The sequence below is a fragment of the Streptomyces sp. BBFR51 genome (assembly GCF_044591655.1).
Lineage (GTDB): Bacteria > Actinomycetota > Actinomycetes > Streptomycetales > Streptomycetaceae > Streptomyces.
Genome location: NZ_CP172448.1, coordinates 1807212 through 1820913 on the forward strand (window position 1 = coordinate 1807212; position 13702 = coordinate 1820913).

The window sequence follows — 13702 nt, forward strand, 5'->3', positions numbered from 1 at the left end:
TTACGCCTGATGACCCGAACTGAAACGGGGTTCGACGGCACGGTTTGGATCATTTTCCGATGAAGCCGCAACCACCGCTCCCCGCGCGGGAGCTGCGAGGACCCGCCCGGTGCACGCCAGCACGAGCAGCGACACGCACCCCGCCGCCCCGGGCAGGGCGAAGCCCCACAAGGCCCCGCCGTGCTCCACGACGGGCCCCGCCAGGCCCGTGCCCACCGAGGCGCCCACGGTGAAGGTCGTCACCAGCCACGAGAACGCCTCCGTCACGGTGCCGCGCGGCGCGTGCACATCGACGAGGACGAACGCACAGGCGATGCAGGGCGCCAGGAAGACACCCGCGAGGACGGTGAGCAGCACCATCGCCACCGCACCCGGCATCAGCATCAGCGGCAGGTAACAGACCGCCAGCAGGGCCACCAGCACCCGCAGTCGCCGCGCCGGCTCACCACCCCACTGCCGCGCCCCGTAGACGGCTCCCCCCACCAGCGCGCCCAGCCCCAGGGCCGCCATCAGCCACCCGTAGACGGCGTCACCACCGTGTTCGTCGGCATACGGCACGGAGGCGACGGTGATGGACCCGAGCGCCATCCCGATGAACAGGAAGGCCCCCAGCAGCGCCAGCAGCCCGCCCGAACGCAGCGCACCGAGCCAGTGCGCCTCGCGCGGCGCCGACCGCCACGCGCGCGAGGGCGGCGACACGACCACGGACAGCGCGCCCAGCACCCCCACCGCGTTCAGCACGAGCAGCGCGGCCACCGGCGACCAGAGCGACACGCACACCGTCACGAGCAGCGGCCCGACGGTGAACATGACCTCCTGCGCCACGGCGTCCATCGCGTACGCCGTGTGCACCTGGTCCTCCTTGCCGAGCACACTGGGCCACAGCGCCCGCAGACCGCCCTCCAGCGGCGGTGTGAACAGCCCCGCGGCCCCGACCGCCGCGTACGCGAGCACGGCCGTCCCGGTACCGGCGAGGGCGAACACAGCCATGGCCAGCGCCGACAGCACCGCGGCCGGCAACTGCACCCGCGGCTGACCGTGCAGGTCCACGAGCCGCCCCAGCACCGGCTGCCCCACGGCGTTGGCGACGCCGTACACGGCGGCCAGCGCGCCCGCGAGGCTGTACGAGCCGCCCTCGGCCCGCACGAACAGCACGATCGCGATCGCCGCGGTGGCGTTGGGCAACCGTCCCACGAGCGTCCCGGCGAGCAGCCGTACGGCATGCCGCGCCCGGAGGATGTCCAGATACCCGGCGACCACGACGCACCCCCTTCTCTGGAACGACCCAAGACGTTGTACGTATAACTACCTGTGTCATACGTACCATGTCGCCTGTTCACGAGTCCAGACGAAAGCGCAGGCGAACGGTGGCACAAGGCAGCACCCGCCCCACGAGCCGGGACGTCGCCCAGGCCGCCGGCGTCTCCCAGGCGGCGGTCTCCCTGGTACTCGGCGACAAATGGCGCGGCCGCGTGTCGGAGCCCACGGCCCAACGCGTCCGCGAGGCCGCGCACGAGCTGGGCTACCGCCCCAACCTCGCCGCCCGCAACCTCCGCCTCGGCCGCACCCGCACCGTCCTGCTCGTCGTCCCCGCACTGACCACGGAATTCTTCGCGGAGGTCTACACGGGCGCCGCGCGCGTCGCCGCCGAGCACGGGTTCGGCGTGGTCCTCTACCCCTCACCCGAAGGCGTGGGCCCGGCCAGGGACCCCTTCGCCTCCGCACAGGCCGCCCTCGACGGCGTCATCGCCTCGTCCATGGCCGCCGACGCCCTCACGGCCATCCGGGGCGACCAGCTCCCCCTGGTCATGCTGGACAGCGACCCGGAGGGCAGCCTGGGCGCCGCGACGGTCAACCTGGACATCGCCGACGGCATCCGCCAGGTCACCGAACACCTGCTGACCCTGGGCCACCGCAGCTTCCTCCACCTCGCGGCGGACATCCCGTCCTGGACCTTCGAGGTACGCGCCCGCGAACTGGCCACCCGGCTGGCCGACGCCCCCGGCACCGACCTCCGCACCATCCGGGCCCCCATCTCCATCGAGGGCGCCCGCACGGCCACGCAAGCCGCCCTCGCCGCCCCGGGACCCCGGCCCACCGCACTCGTCTGCGACGACGACAAACTGGCCGCCGGCGCCTACAAAGCCATCCGCCGGGCCGGACTCCGCGTCCCCGACGACCTGTCCGTCACCGGCCTCGACGACCTCGGCCTCGCCACCGCCATCGACCCCGAACTGACCACCGTCCGGCTCGACGCCGAGGCCTTCGGCGAACGCGGCATGCGGGCCCTGCTGGCGGTACTCGACGGACAGCCCCCCGAGAAGGGGGACCTGCCGGTCGGCCTCGTGGTACGGGGATCCACAGCGCCGCCGCGCTGAGCCGCGCACAGGCGCAGGTGCTGCGGCGGCGGGCCCGCTCCTACTCCTCGTCTCCCTCGGCGTCCGACTCGTCCGCCCCGGACGTCTTGGTGGCATCGGCACCCGCACTCGCACCCGAGTCCAGGAGCCGCGACAGCTGACCGCCCACGATCCGCTTGAACTTCCGCTTCTGCGGACGCGTACGATCCAGCACCGCGACCTCCAGCCGCTCCGCCGGAATCTCCCGCTCACTGCCGTTCGTGTCCCGCGACAGCGCCTGCACCGCCAGCTTCAGCGCCTCGGCCAGCGTCATGCCGTCCCGGTGCCGCTGGTCCAGATACCCGCTGATCTGCTCCGCGTTGCCCCCCACCGCGACCGAGCCGTGCTCGTCCACGATCGAGCCGTCGTGCGGCAACCGGTAGATCTGATCACCATCAGCACTGTCGCCCACCTCGGCGACGACCAACTCCACCTCGTACGGCTTCTCGGCCTGGCTGGAGAAGATCGTGCCCAGCGTCTGGGCGTAGACGTTGGCCAGACCGCGCGCCGTCACGTCATCACGGTCGTAGGTGTAACCCCGCAGATCGGCGTAGCGCACCCCACCGATCCGCAGGTTCTCGTACTCGTTGTACTTGCCGGCGGCCGCGAAGCCGATCCGGTCGTAGATCTCGCTGAACTTGTGCAGCGCACGGGACGGGTTCTCGCCGACGAAGACGATGCCGTCGGTGTACTGCAGCACGACCAGGCTGCGACCACGCGCGATGCCCTTACGGGCGTACTCCGCCCGGTCCGCCATCGCCTGCTGAGGAGATACATAGAACGGCGTCGACACCGGTTATCCGTCCCTTTCTGTCGAAATCACTGGACCACCTGACAACACGACCACACCCGCTACAGCAGCGCGGCCCGCGGACCGTCCGGCTGCTCGAGCCGACGCTCCAGCACCGCGCGGGCCAGCTCCGCGGACTCGTCGTCGCCGAGCCGACGGAAGCCGTCCTCGGTGATCACAGTGATGATCGGGTAGATCCGGCGGGCGACATCGGGACCACCGGTCGCCGAGTCGTCGTCAGCCGCGTCGTACAGCGCCTGGACCACGAGCGTCGTGGCCTGCTCCTCGGTCAGTTCGTCATGGAAGAGCTTCTTCATCGCGCCACGCGCGAAGATCGACCCCGACCCGGTGGTCGCGTAGCTCCGCTCCTCCGACCGACCGCCCGTCACGTCGTACGAGAAGATGCGGCCCCTGCCCCGGTCCACGTCATACCCGGCGAACAGCGGCACCACGGCCAGACCCTGCATCGCCATGGCCAGGTTGGACCGGATCATGGTCGACAGGCGGTTCGCCTTGCCCTCCAGGGACAGCTGCGCACCCTCGACCTTCTCGAAGTGCTCCAGCTCGAGCTGGAACAGCTTCACCATCTCAACGGCCAGACCCGCCGTGCCGGCGATGCCCACCGCCGAGTACTCGTCGGCCGGGAAGACCTTCTCGATGTCCCGCTGCGCGATCATGTTGCCCATCGTCGCCCTCCGGTCACCCGCGAGAACGACACCACCGGGGAACGTGACCGCCACGATCGTGGTGCCGTGCGGTGCCTCGATGGCGCCCTGCACCGGCGGCAGCTGCCGGTTGCCCGGGAGCATCTCCGGCTGGTGCACACCGATGAAGTCCATGAAGGAAGAGGACCCGGGCGTCAGGAAGGCAGCTGGTAGACGCCCGGTGCTACGAGTGTTGGCTTCCACGCGATTCCCTCCACGTAAGCGGCAGCCCGCCTTATGGCATCGGGCCGGTCCTTGAACTGCCCCAGCGCAGCGTTGCAGCTGAAGCACAGTACGCCACGGACCCTACCCGTCTCGTGGCAGTGATCCACATGTGCGGCGGGAGCGGCAAGACATATACAGCAGACGCCGCCTTGACTTGCGATCAGGGCATCACGTTCCGCTTCGGTGATGCCGTACTGGCGCTTCAGGTGGCCTGCTCGGCCCTGCGCCGCCTTGCAGGACTTGCAGAGCGTCGCCAGACCATCAGAAGCTGTGCGATTCCGGGTCCACTCACTGTGTGGTTTGATCTCCCCGCACGTCCGGCAGAGCTTGTGCCCCTCGGGCACCTCCACTCGCGGGCGGACGTTGCGCCCCTTGGCCACCTGGCGTTCTTGGTGATAGGTCGCAGCGCACTCCCGACAGTAGGCCTGCAGCCCGTCACGCATCGCCTTGTTTCGTGCAAACGCTGCCCGCGGCTTGTGGTCCTTACACCGCGAGCAACGCCTACCAGTTCCTTCGATTGACAATCGAACCCCCCGCTGCAACCTTCATTTCGAAGGCTACTCGCCACCCTTTTGAACAAATGAGCGAACGAAATCCTCTGCGTTCTCCTCCAGGACATCGTCGATCTCGTCCAGGACGGAGTCCACGTCGTCGTTCAGCTTTTCCTGGCGTTCCTTGAGGTCCTCGGAGGCCTGCGCGTCCTGCGCCTGCTCCTCGACCTCCTCGGTGGACCGTGTGGCCTTCTGCTGTCCGCCGCCGGTGTCCTTGGTCGCCATAACCCTCACCCCGCTCGGTTCGCCCGACACAGTTGCTCGGTCAAGATCAGACCCTACAAGCCGGGTCCGACATCGGCCCCGCACTCTCCTCAACGTACGGGGGCCATCTCCATGATTCCCGGACCCGGGATTTTCCACCCTGTCCGGCCGTTTCCTCCCCGGTACCCGCTCGGTCCGCTCAGCCGCCGGACAGGACCCTGACCAGGTCTTCCGCGGTGCGGCAGCGGTCCAGGAGCTCCTTGACGTGATTACGCGTTCCGCGAAGCGGTTCCAGGGTTGGGACCCGCTGGAGCGAGTCCCGGCCCGGCAGATCGAAGATCACCGAGTCCCAGGAGGCCGCCGCGACGTCGTCCGCGTACTGCTCCAGACAGCGGCCGCGGAAGTACGCGCGGGTGTCCTCCGGCGGCTTCGTACGGGCGCGCTCGACCTCGTTCTCGTCCAGCAGCCGCTGGATGCGGCCGCGGTCCACCAGACGGTTGTACAGGCCCTTGTCGGGCCGTACGTCGGCGTACTGGAGGTCGACGAGGTGCAGCCGGGCGGCGTCCCAGTCGAGGTCGTCCCGGCGGCGGTAGCCCTCCATGAGCTCTCGCTTGGCGACCCAGTCCAGCTCGCCGGCGAGGCTCATCGGGTCGTTCTCGAGCCGGTTGAGGGTGTCCTCCCAGCGGCCGAGGACGTCCTTGGTCTGGTCGTCGGCGTCCGCGCCGTACCGTTCCTCGACGTATTTGCGGGCCAGCTCGTAGTACTCCATCTGGAGCTGTACGGCGGTCAGTGTGCGGCCGCTGCGCAGCGTGACCAGCTGCTTGAGGGTCGGGTCGTGCGAGACCTGGTGGAGGGTGCGCACGGGCTGGTCCACGGCCAGGTCGACGGCGATGAAGCCGTCCTCGATCATGGACAGGACCAGGGCCGTCGTCCCGAGCTTGAGGTAGGTCGAGATCTCGGACAGGTTCGCGTCGCCGATGATCACGTGCAGTCGGCGCCACTTCTCCGCGTCGGCGTGCGGTTCGTCGCGGGTGTTGATGATGGGCCGTTTCAGCGTCGTCTCCAGGCCCACCTCGACTTCGAAGTAGTCGGAGCGCTGGCTCAGCTGGAAGCCGTGTTCGTGTCCGTCCTGGCCGATGCCGACGCGGCCGGCGCCGGTGAAGACCTGGCGGGAGACGAAGAAGGGCGTCAGGTGGCGCACGATGTCCGAGAAGGCGGTCTCCCGCTTCATCAGGTAGTTCTCGTGTGTGCCGTAGGAGGCGCCCTTGTTGTCGGTGTTGTTCTTGTAGAGGTGGATGGGCTGGGCGCCGGGCAGCTGGGCGGCCCGCTCGGCGGCCTCGGCCATGATCCGTTCGCCGGCCTTGTCCCAGAGGACGGCGTCCCGCGGGTTGGTGACCTCGGGGGCGCTGTACTCGGGGTGGGCGTGGTCGACGTAGAGGCGTGCTCCGTTGGTGAGGATCACGTTGGCGAGGCCGATGTCCTCGTCGGTGAGCTGGCTGTTGTCGGCGGCCTCGCGGGCGAGGTCGAAGCCTCGCGCGTCCCGGAGCGGGTTCTCCTCCTCGAAGTCCCAGCGGGCCCGGCGGGCCCGGTGCATCGCCGCCGCGTAGGCGTTGACGATCTGGGACGAGGTGAGCATGGCATTGGCGTTCGGGTGGCCGGGGACGGAGATCCCGTACTCCGTCTCGATACCCATTACTCGCCGTACGGTCATGCGGCCCTCCTTGCCCGGCAGCGCCCGTCGTGGGCTCCGCTCAAGTACCGCTGGCGCTGCGATGCGTGTGCGGTGCCCGTCCCCGCACTGCGCGACTCGGCGGTAGGGAAGAGCCTAGAACGCCTTTGCGCTGGCGGGGAGATCATTTGCGTCATTGCCTTGCTCCAGCCGGGGCTCCGGAAAACAGTCGGCTGCGGGTACCCACTGAGGGCACCCGCAGCCGCCCCGCCTTTTACAGGTACTGACCGGTGTTCGCCACCGTGTCGATGGAGCGTCCGGTGTCCGCGCCCTGCTTTCCGGTGACGAGTGTACGGATGTACACGATCCGCTCGCCCTTCTTTCCGGAGATCCGGGCCCAGTCGTCCGGGTTGGTGGTGTTGGGCAGGTCCTCGTTCTCCTTGAACTCGTCCACGCAGGCCTGGAGGAGGTGGGAGACGCGAAGGCCCTTCTGGTTCGCTTCCAGGAAGTCCTTGATCGCCATCTTCTTGGCGCGGCCCACGATGTTCTCGATCATGGCACCGGAATTGAAGTCCTTGAAATAGAGGACTTCCTTGTCGCCATTGGCGTAGGTGACTTCCAGGAAGCGGTTTTCCTCGGATTCCGCGTACATCTGTTCCACCGCGGTCTGGATCATGCTCTGGACAGTGGCCGCCCTGTCCTTCTCGTGCTCGGTGAGGTCGTCCGCGTGGAGGGGGAGGCGTTCGGTGAGGTACTTGCCGAAGATGTCCTTGGCCGCCTCGGCGTCCGGACGTTCGATCTTGATCTTCACGTCGAGCCGGCCGGGCCGCAGGATCGCGGGGTCGATCATGTCCTCGCGGTTGGAGGCGCCGATGACGACCACGTTCTGGAGGCCTTCCACGCCGTCGATCTCGGCGAGCAGCTGCGGGACGATGGTGTTCTCCACGTCCGAGCTGACGCCGGAGCCGCGGGTGCGGAAGAGGGATTCCATCTCGTCGAAGAAGACGATGACGGGGGTGCCCTCGCTGGCCTTCTCCCGGGCCCGCTGGAAGACCAGGCGGATCTGCCGCTCGGTCTCGCCGACGTACTTGTTGAGCAGCTCGGGGCCCTTGATGTTGAGGAAGAAGCTCTTGCCGGCGGCCTGGCCGGTCACTTCGGCGACCTTCTTGGCCAGCGAGTTGGCGACGGCCTTGGCGATGAGCGTCTTGCCGCATCCGGGGGGCCCGTAGAGCAGGACGCCCTTGGGTGGACGCAGCTCGTGCTCCCGGAAGAGGTCGGGGTAGAGGTAGGGGAGCTCGACCGCGTCCCGGATGGCCTCGATCTGTCCGCCGAGGCCGCCGATCTGCTCGTAACCGATGTCGGGGACCTCTTCGAGGACGAGTTCCTCGACCTCGCTCTTGGGAACGACCTCGTAGACATAGCCGGAGCGGGGTTCGAGCAGGAGGGCGTCGCCGGGTCGGATGGTGAGGCCGCGCAGTGGTTCGGCGAGCCGTACCACCCGCTCCTCGTCGGTGTGCCCGAGCACCAGGGCGCGCTCGCCGTCCTCGAGGATCTCCTTGAGGGTGACGATGTCGCCGACGCTCTCGTACTCCATGGCCTCGACCACGTTGAGTGCTTCGTTGAGCATCATTTCCTGGCCGCGCCGGAGCTCGTCGAGCTCGACGCTCGGGCTGACGTTCACCCGGAGTTTGCGGCCGCCGGTGAAGATGTCGGCGGTGCCGTCCTCGTTGGCCTGCAGGAAGACGCCGAAGCCGGCCGGTGGCTGGGCCAGCCGGTCGACCTCCTCCTTGAGGGCCACGATCTGGTCGCGGGCCTCGCGGAGTGTGCCGGCGAGTCGCTCGTTCTGAGCGGACACGCCGGCCAGGTTGGTCTGCAGTTCGACGATCCGCTCTTCGAGAATTCTCGTGTGTCGCGGAGATTCGGCGAGCTTGCGTCGCAGGACGGCGATCTCCTGCTCAAGGTAGGCCACCTGCCCGGCCGGGTCCTCGGACCCGCGTCCCGGGCGGATGCCGCGGTTCATGTCGTCGTCGTGGGCTGCCACGGTCCTCACCTCCTCCATGGGGAGCTGGACGCTTCCAGACCCTACCTGGGTGGGTGTCGATTGAAACCCCTAGATCACAAAGACTGTCGGGGTGTGTCCGATCTTCACCCTTGCGCTCTCCCTCACGCCAGGGGAATACCCATCGAACGTGGATGGAACCCAGGCGGGGGTAGGGTCGAAGTGTTCAACACCCGTCAGAGCTGGCCGGATTCCCGGACGGCTCGGCGCAGGAAACGGCAGGAGACATGAGCGTGCAGCAGGAGGCCGGAGTCGGCGGCGAGGCTCTGGAGGTCTGGATCGACCAGGACCTGTGTACCGGCGACGGCATCTGCGCCCAGTACGCGCCGGAGGTGTTCGAGCTGGACATCGACGGTCTGGCCTACGTCAAGGGCGCGGACGACGAGCTTCTGCAGGCCCCGGGAGCGACAACACCCGTGCCGCTGCCGCTTCTCACGGACGTGGTCGACTCCGCGAAGGAGTGTCCGGGTGAGTGCATCCACGTGCGTCGTGTTTCGGACAGGGCCGAGGTCTACGGTCCGGACTCAGAGTGACCAAATTGTGACTTGGCGCATACGTTCCGTGACCGTTGCCTGTTGTGTCACAGCGTCTGGGGCGGGGTGGCCGGTCACACGGTGCGCGCTTGTGAGGGCGTGTCGCTGACGAACGCGCCGTTCTTCCACTGCCACTTCACGTGGTCCGTGACGTCGGGGCAGCAACTGGGCACGTCGGCCGTCGAGTAGCCGAGAAGCGTGGCGAGGACGACGCCGTCGCGCACCGAGAGTCCGGTGGCCGTGTGGCGGTCCTTCGGATCCACCAGGGTGGCCACGACGCGGGGCTTGCCGCCGTCGGCGTCCCGTGTGACGACGTACACCCCGTCGGGCGGCGTGCCCATGGGTGCGTCGCAGTGCACGGCGGCCACCGTTTCGGGCCGGCCGTCGCCGTCGAGGTCACCGGTCGCCTTCTTGCGCACCACGGTCTTGACCGGGCCGCACTCCAGGGGGAAGGCCACCGTCGCCGGGTCGGGCGGCGCGATGTGCTGGGCCGGCGCGCTCTTGGGTCCGGGGGCGGGGCTCTGGGCCGCCGTCGCGGCGTCGGGCTGGAGGACCGACGACAGGGCGACGACCGCGGCGACGGCCGTGGCGGTGGCGACCCAGTGGATCGGGCGGGTGTGCGTGTGCGAGAGGTCCGGAACGGCGGGGTGCTGCACGAGGAGTGTCTCCTGTGAGGGCTGTGCCGGTGGGGGTGGCCAGCATCGTGCCACACGTCACAGTGCGGGGGAACGGCGGGGTGGGTACTCGTTTCGATTCCCGCATCGCCGTCTGCGCCGCCGCCCGGATCGCCGCTCGTCCCGTCCGGTGGTGTCCGTCAACGCGACGACGCCGTGGTGGAGTTCCGGGCGCTGCCGGAACTCCACCACGGCGTCTGTACGTTGATCGCGGCACGGGGCCGCCTCAGCGGCCGGAGCCTCCGCCGGCGTTGGGGCCGTCGTAGTCCTCGCCGTAGGCGCCCTTGGCGGGGCGGCGGCGGCGCATGGGGGGCTCGACGCCGTCGGCGAGACGGCGGGCGGTGAGCAGGAAGCCGGTGTGGCCGATCATCCGGTGGTCGGGGCGGACGGCGAGGCCCTCGACGTGCCAGTTGCGGATCATCGACTCCCAGGAGGTCGGCTCGTTGAAGCAGCCGATCTCGCGGATGGACTCGACGGTGCGGGCGAGCTGGGTGGTGGTCGCGACGTAGCAGCACAGGATGCCGCCGGGCACGAGTGCCTTGGAGACGACCTCCAGACACTCCCAGGGGGCGAGCATGTCGAGGATGACGCGGTCGACGTCGGCGTCGGACAGGTTGTCCTGGAGGTCGCCGACGGTGAGCTGCCAGGCGGGGTGCGGGCCGCCGAAGTAGCGCTGCACGTTCTGCTGGGCGATCTCGGCGAAGTCCTCGCGGCGCTCGTAGGAGTGCAGCATGCCCTGGTCGCCGATGGCGCGCAGCAGGAAGCTGCTGAGGGAGCCGGAACCCACGCCGGCCTCCACGACGCGCGCGCCGGGGAAGATGTCGGCGAAGGCGAGGATCTGCCCCGCGTCCTTCGGGTAGACGACGGCTGCCCCGCGGGGCATGGACAGGACGTAGTCGGGGAGCAGGGGGCGCAGCGCGAGGTAGGCGACGTTCCCCGTGGTGCGGACAACGCTGCCCTCGGGAGCACCGATCAGTTCGTCGTGGGGGAAGGAACCCTTGTGGGTGTGGAAGTTCTTCCCGGCCTCGAGCGTGAACGTGTAGTGGCGGCCCTTGGGGTCGGTCAGCTGAACCTGGTCCCCGACCTTGAAGGGCCCGCGCCTGCGGGCGGCACCGGTCGGTTCGGACATGTGACCAGCCTACCGGCCCCGGGCGGGGCCGCCGACCACGCGGGCCGCTCCTGGGGGCGGCCGCGGCCTAGGAGGGGCGGGCCATGGCCTTGACGAAGGCGCGCTCCACGTCGGCCGCGGACAGGACGCCGTAGATCTCGCCGGTGTCCTCGACCACCAGGTATTCGGTCGCCGGGTTGGCGCGCAGGGCGTCGAGGAGTTCCTCGCCCGACAGTTCGGCGGAGACGCGCATGCCGTCGGTGAGGTCCTGGGCGAGGGTGCTGACCGGCACCCAGGGGCGACGGTGCTCGGGTACGCCGACGATGGCGGCCTCGCGGACCAGTGAGGCGGGCCTGCCGTCGGCGTCGACGACGACCAGGGCGCGGGCTCCGGAGGCGTTGGCGCGGCGCAGGGCCTCGGAGAGCGGGGTGTCGGCCGGGACGGGGACGGCACGCCGGGTGAGGGCGCGGGCGCGCAGCTCCGGGAGGTGTTCGCGCAGGCGGGCCATGCGCAGGCTGTTTCCGGCGCCGGTCCAGATGATCGCGGCGAGGATCGCGGCGAGCAGGGCGTCCATCACGGTGTCCATGCCGACGTCGTCCACGGAGTCGGAGCCGAGGACGCCGGACTGGGTGAGCAGGGGCAGTCCGATGAGGACGGAGAGGGCGAGGGCCCGGCCGACCCAGGCCGCGGCGATCGTGCCGTGCATGGGCTTGCCGGTGATCTTCCAGACGACGGCGCGGAGCATGCGGCCGCCGTCGAGGGGGAGGCCGGGCAGCAGGTTGAAGGCGGCCACGATGAGGTTGGAGATCATCAGGCCGGCCAGCAGCACGCCGGGTACGGTGCCGGGCTCGACGGGCAGCAGGGCGAGGTAGAAGACGCCGGAGAGGACGAGGGAGAGCAGGGGGCCGACGAAGGCCAGCACGAACTCGCGGCCGGGGGTCTCGGCCTCCTTCTCGATCTCGGAGACACCGCCGAAGAACTGGAGCTGGATGCGGCGCACCGGGAGCTTGAAGCGGAGAGCGGCGACGGTGTGGGCAAGCTCGTGGACGAGGACGGAGGCGTAGAAGGCGACGGCGAAGAAGAGGGAGACGAGGTAACGGGCGGCGCCCAGCTCGGGCAGCACGCGGTCGAGCTGGCCGCCGAACACCCAGGTGATCAGGGCGGCGACCAGGAACCAGCTGGGCGCGACGTACACGGGCACGCCGAAGGGCCGGCCCATCAGGAGTCCGCCTCCGGGTTCCGGCCGGCGCTGCGGCGGGCGCCCCGGTCCGCCCGCACCGTCGGTGTGGGCCTCGGTACGGTGCCGTGGGGCGCCGGTGGACGGGGCGGCCCCCGGGTCCGGGTTCGCGTCTGGGTTCGAGTCCGGGTCCGGCTTCGCAGTCGCGTCGCCCGGGGTGTTCGGGCGGGGATCCGGAGCCTCCGGTCCCGGCGTCGGGGAGCCCGACGACTCGGGGTGCGGCGTCTTCGGATCCGGTGTCGTCGGATCCGGTGTCGTCGGATCCGGTGTCTCGGAACCCGTGGGGTCCGCGGGGTCCGGCTGTGCGGGGTCGGGGGCCGGGGCCGTGGGATGCGCCTGGGGCCCGGCCGACTCGTCGTTGCCGGACCGCGGCTGCCCGCTCCCGCCGCTCACGTCCACGGTGTCCCCTCGTTCGAAGCGTCTCCCGCCTGCCGGACGGGAGGGTCTTCTGTCGATGGTATGCGTCCGTCCCCGCCCGTTCCGCCCCGGCACCCCTGTCCTTCCCTTCCGTCGCGGGGGTCACGACGTCGGACTGGGTCACTGTCAGTGGCGGGCCGTAAGGTCTGTGGGCATGGAGACGAGTATCGAGGATGTCGCGGACGGCGCCGGCGGACCCGCCCGACCGGCGGCGACGGTGGCGCAGGCGGACGCGGCGACGGCCACGACGGCGACGGCCACGGCCCCCTCCGCCGCGCCCGTGGCGACACCGCCCACCTCGCTCTCGCCCTCCAGGGCTGGTGACTTCATGCAGTGCCCGCTGCTGTACCGGTTCCGGGTCATCGACCGGCTGCCCGAGAAGCCCAGCGAGGCGGCGACCAGGGGCACTCTGGTGCACGCGGTGCTCGAGCGGCTCTTCGACGCCCCGGCGGCCGAGCGCACGGCACCGCGGGCGAAGTCGCTGGTCCCGGGCCAGTGGGACCGGCTGCGGGAGAGCAGGCCCGAGGTCGGCGAGCTGTTCGCGGACGATCCGGAGGGCGAGCGGCTGGCGCGGTGGCTCACCGAGGCGGAGCAGCTCGTCGAGCGGTGGTTCACCCTGGAGGACCCGAGCCGGCTGGAGCCCGCCGAGCGGGAGATGTTCGTCGAGGCCGAGCTGGAGTCGGGGCTGCGGCTGCGCGGCATCATCGACCGGGTCGACGTGGCTCCCACCGGCGAGGTGCGGATCGTCGACTACAAGACGGGCAAGGCGCCCCGGCCGCAGTACGCGGAGGGCGCGCTGTTCCAGATGAAGTTCTACGCCCTGGTGGTGTGGCGGCTGAGGAAGGTCGTCCCGCGCCGCCTTCAGCTGGTCTATCTCGGCAGCGGCGACGTGCTCACCTACGACCCCGTCCTGGCGGACCTGGAGCGGGTCGAGCGCAAGCTGCTGGCGCTGTGGGAGGCGATCCGGCTGGCGACCGAGACGGGTGACTGGCGGCCGCGGCCGACCAAGCTCTGCGGCTGGTGCGACCACCAGGCGCACTGTCCGGAGTTCGGTGGTACTCCCCCGCCCTATCCGCTCCAGGTGAGGGCGGCCGACTCCGGCGGCACCGAGCAGGGCAGAATGGGGCCGGACTAG

General features: G+C 69.9%; 13 protein-coding genes. 3 read left to right on the forward strand and 10 right to left on the reverse strand.

Translation table 11 applies throughout. The features are described 5' to 3' along the window. Positions 1-1260: an MFS transporter gene (locus ACGH7X_RS08160; protein WP_399883068.1), complete on the reverse strand. Its 1260-nt coding sequence runs from the start codon at positions 1258-1260 to the stop codon at positions 1-3. A 107-nt stretch (positions 1261-1367) separates the two neighbouring features. On the opposite strand from ACGH7X_RS08160, the gene ACGH7X_RS08165 reads away from it, so the two are divergent. Next, positions 1368-2378 (forward strand): LacI family DNA-binding transcriptional regulator, encoded by a 1011-nt coding sequence (locus ACGH7X_RS08165; RefSeq protein ID WP_399883070.1) that lies wholly within the window; start codon positions 1368-1370, stop codon positions 2376-2378. 40 nt (positions 2379-2418) lie between these two features. On the opposite strand, the gene prcA is transcribed toward ACGH7X_RS08165, so the two are convergent. The 6 genes from prcA to arc all read right to left on the reverse strand — a co-directional run bounded on the left by prcA (position 2419) and on the right by arc (position 8580). Further along, positions 2419-3189 carry a proteasome subunit alpha gene (gene prcA, locus ACGH7X_RS08170; protein WP_399883072.1) on the reverse strand — a complete coding sequence of 257 codons (771 nt, stop codon included), beginning with the start codon at positions 3187-3189 and terminating at the stop codon, positions 2419-2421. A 59-nt stretch (positions 3190-3248) separates the two neighbouring features. Beyond that, on the reverse strand, positions 3249-4094 hold the full coding sequence (gene prcB, locus ACGH7X_RS08175) for a proteasome subunit beta (protein WP_399883074.1): 846 nt from the start codon (positions 4092-4094) through the stop codon (positions 3249-3251). After that, entirely contained in the window at positions 4046-4558 is a 513-nt protein-coding gene (locus ACGH7X_RS08180) for an endonuclease VII domain-containing protein (RefSeq protein ID WP_399883076.1), read from the reverse strand. Before ACGH7X_RS08180 ends, prcB begins: the two co-directional genes overlap by 49 nt. 114 nt (positions 4559-4672) lie before the next feature. Then, the gene (locus ACGH7X_RS08185) at positions 4673-4891 is read right to left on the reverse strand and encodes a ubiquitin-like protein Pup (RefSeq protein ID WP_043374843.1); all 219 of its coding nucleotides are present in this window, start codon (positions 4889-4891) and stop codon (positions 4673-4675) included. A 178-nt stretch (positions 4892-5069) separates the two neighbouring features. After that, positions 5070-6581, reverse strand: a complete 1512-nt coding sequence (gene dop, locus ACGH7X_RS08190; protein ID WP_399883078.1) for a depupylase/deamidase Dop — start codon at positions 6579-6581, stop codon at positions 5070-5072. A 232-nt stretch (positions 6582-6813) separates the two neighbouring features. Beyond that, positions 6814-8580 carry a proteasome ATPase gene (gene arc, locus ACGH7X_RS08195; protein WP_399883080.1) on the reverse strand — a complete coding sequence of 589 codons (1767 nt, stop codon included), beginning with the start codon at positions 8578-8580 and terminating at the stop codon, positions 6814-6816. A 245-nt stretch (positions 8581-8825) separates the two neighbouring features. On the opposite strand from arc, the gene ACGH7X_RS08200 reads away from it, so the two are divergent. Next, complete coding sequence (locus ACGH7X_RS08200) at positions 8826-9131, forward strand: ferredoxin (RefSeq protein ID WP_399883082.1); 306 nt, start codon at positions 8826-8828, stop codon at positions 9129-9131. Between the two features lie 74 nt (positions 9132-9205). Here ACGH7X_RS08200 and ACGH7X_RS08205 read toward each other — a convergent pair whose 3' ends face one another. The 3 genes from ACGH7X_RS08205 to ACGH7X_RS08215 all read right to left on the reverse strand — a co-directional run bounded on the left by ACGH7X_RS08205 (position 9206) and on the right by ACGH7X_RS08215 (position 12549). Further along, entirely contained in the window at positions 9206-9787 is a 582-nt protein-coding gene (locus tag ACGH7X_RS08205; protein WP_399883084.1) for a hypothetical protein, read from the reverse strand. A 244-nt stretch (positions 9788-10031) separates the two neighbouring features. Then, positions 10032-10934: a tRNA (adenine-N1)-methyltransferase gene (locus tag ACGH7X_RS08210; RefSeq protein WP_399883086.1), complete on the reverse strand. Its 903-nt coding sequence runs from the start codon at positions 10932-10934 to the stop codon at positions 10032-10034. A gap of 67 nt (positions 10935-11001) precedes the next feature. Then, the gene (locus tag ACGH7X_RS08215; RefSeq protein WP_399883088.1) at positions 11002-12549 is read right to left on the reverse strand and encodes a site-2 protease family protein; all 1548 of its coding nucleotides are present in this window, start codon (positions 12547-12549) and stop codon (positions 11002-11004) included. Positions 12550-12721: 172 nt separating this feature from the next. On the opposite strand from ACGH7X_RS08215, the gene ACGH7X_RS08220 reads away from it, so the two are divergent. Beyond that, positions 12722-13702, forward strand: a complete 981-nt coding sequence (locus ACGH7X_RS08220; RefSeq protein WP_399883090.1) for a RecB family exonuclease — start codon at positions 12722-12724, stop codon at positions 13700-13702.

Excerpts from the sequence above, each read along its gene's own strand:
- ACGH7X_RS08210 (WP_399883086.1), bottom strand. The coding sequence starts at position 10,934 with ATGTCCGAACCGACCGGTGCCGCCCGCAGGCGCGGGCCCTTCAAGGTC.
- ACGH7X_RS08180 (WP_399883076.1), bottom strand. The coding sequence starts at position 4,558 with ATGCGTGACGGGCTGCAGGCCTACTGTCGGGAGTGCGCTGCGACCTAT.
- ACGH7X_RS08185 (WP_043374843.1), bottom strand. The coding sequence starts at position 4,891 with ATGGCGACCAAGGACACCGGCGGCGGACAGCAGAAGGCCACACGGTCC.
- ACGH7X_RS08200 (WP_399883082.1), top strand. The coding sequence starts at position 8,826 with ATGAGCGTGCAGCAGGAGGCCGGAGTCGGCGGCGAGGCTCTGGAGGTC.
- dop (WP_399883078.1), bottom strand. The coding sequence starts at position 6,581 with ATGACCGTACGGCGAGTAATGGGTATCGAGACGGAGTACGGGATCTCC.
- ACGH7X_RS08220 (WP_399883090.1), top strand. The coding sequence starts at position 12,722 with ATGGAGACGAGTATCGAGGATGTCGCGGACGGCGCCGGCGGACCCGCC.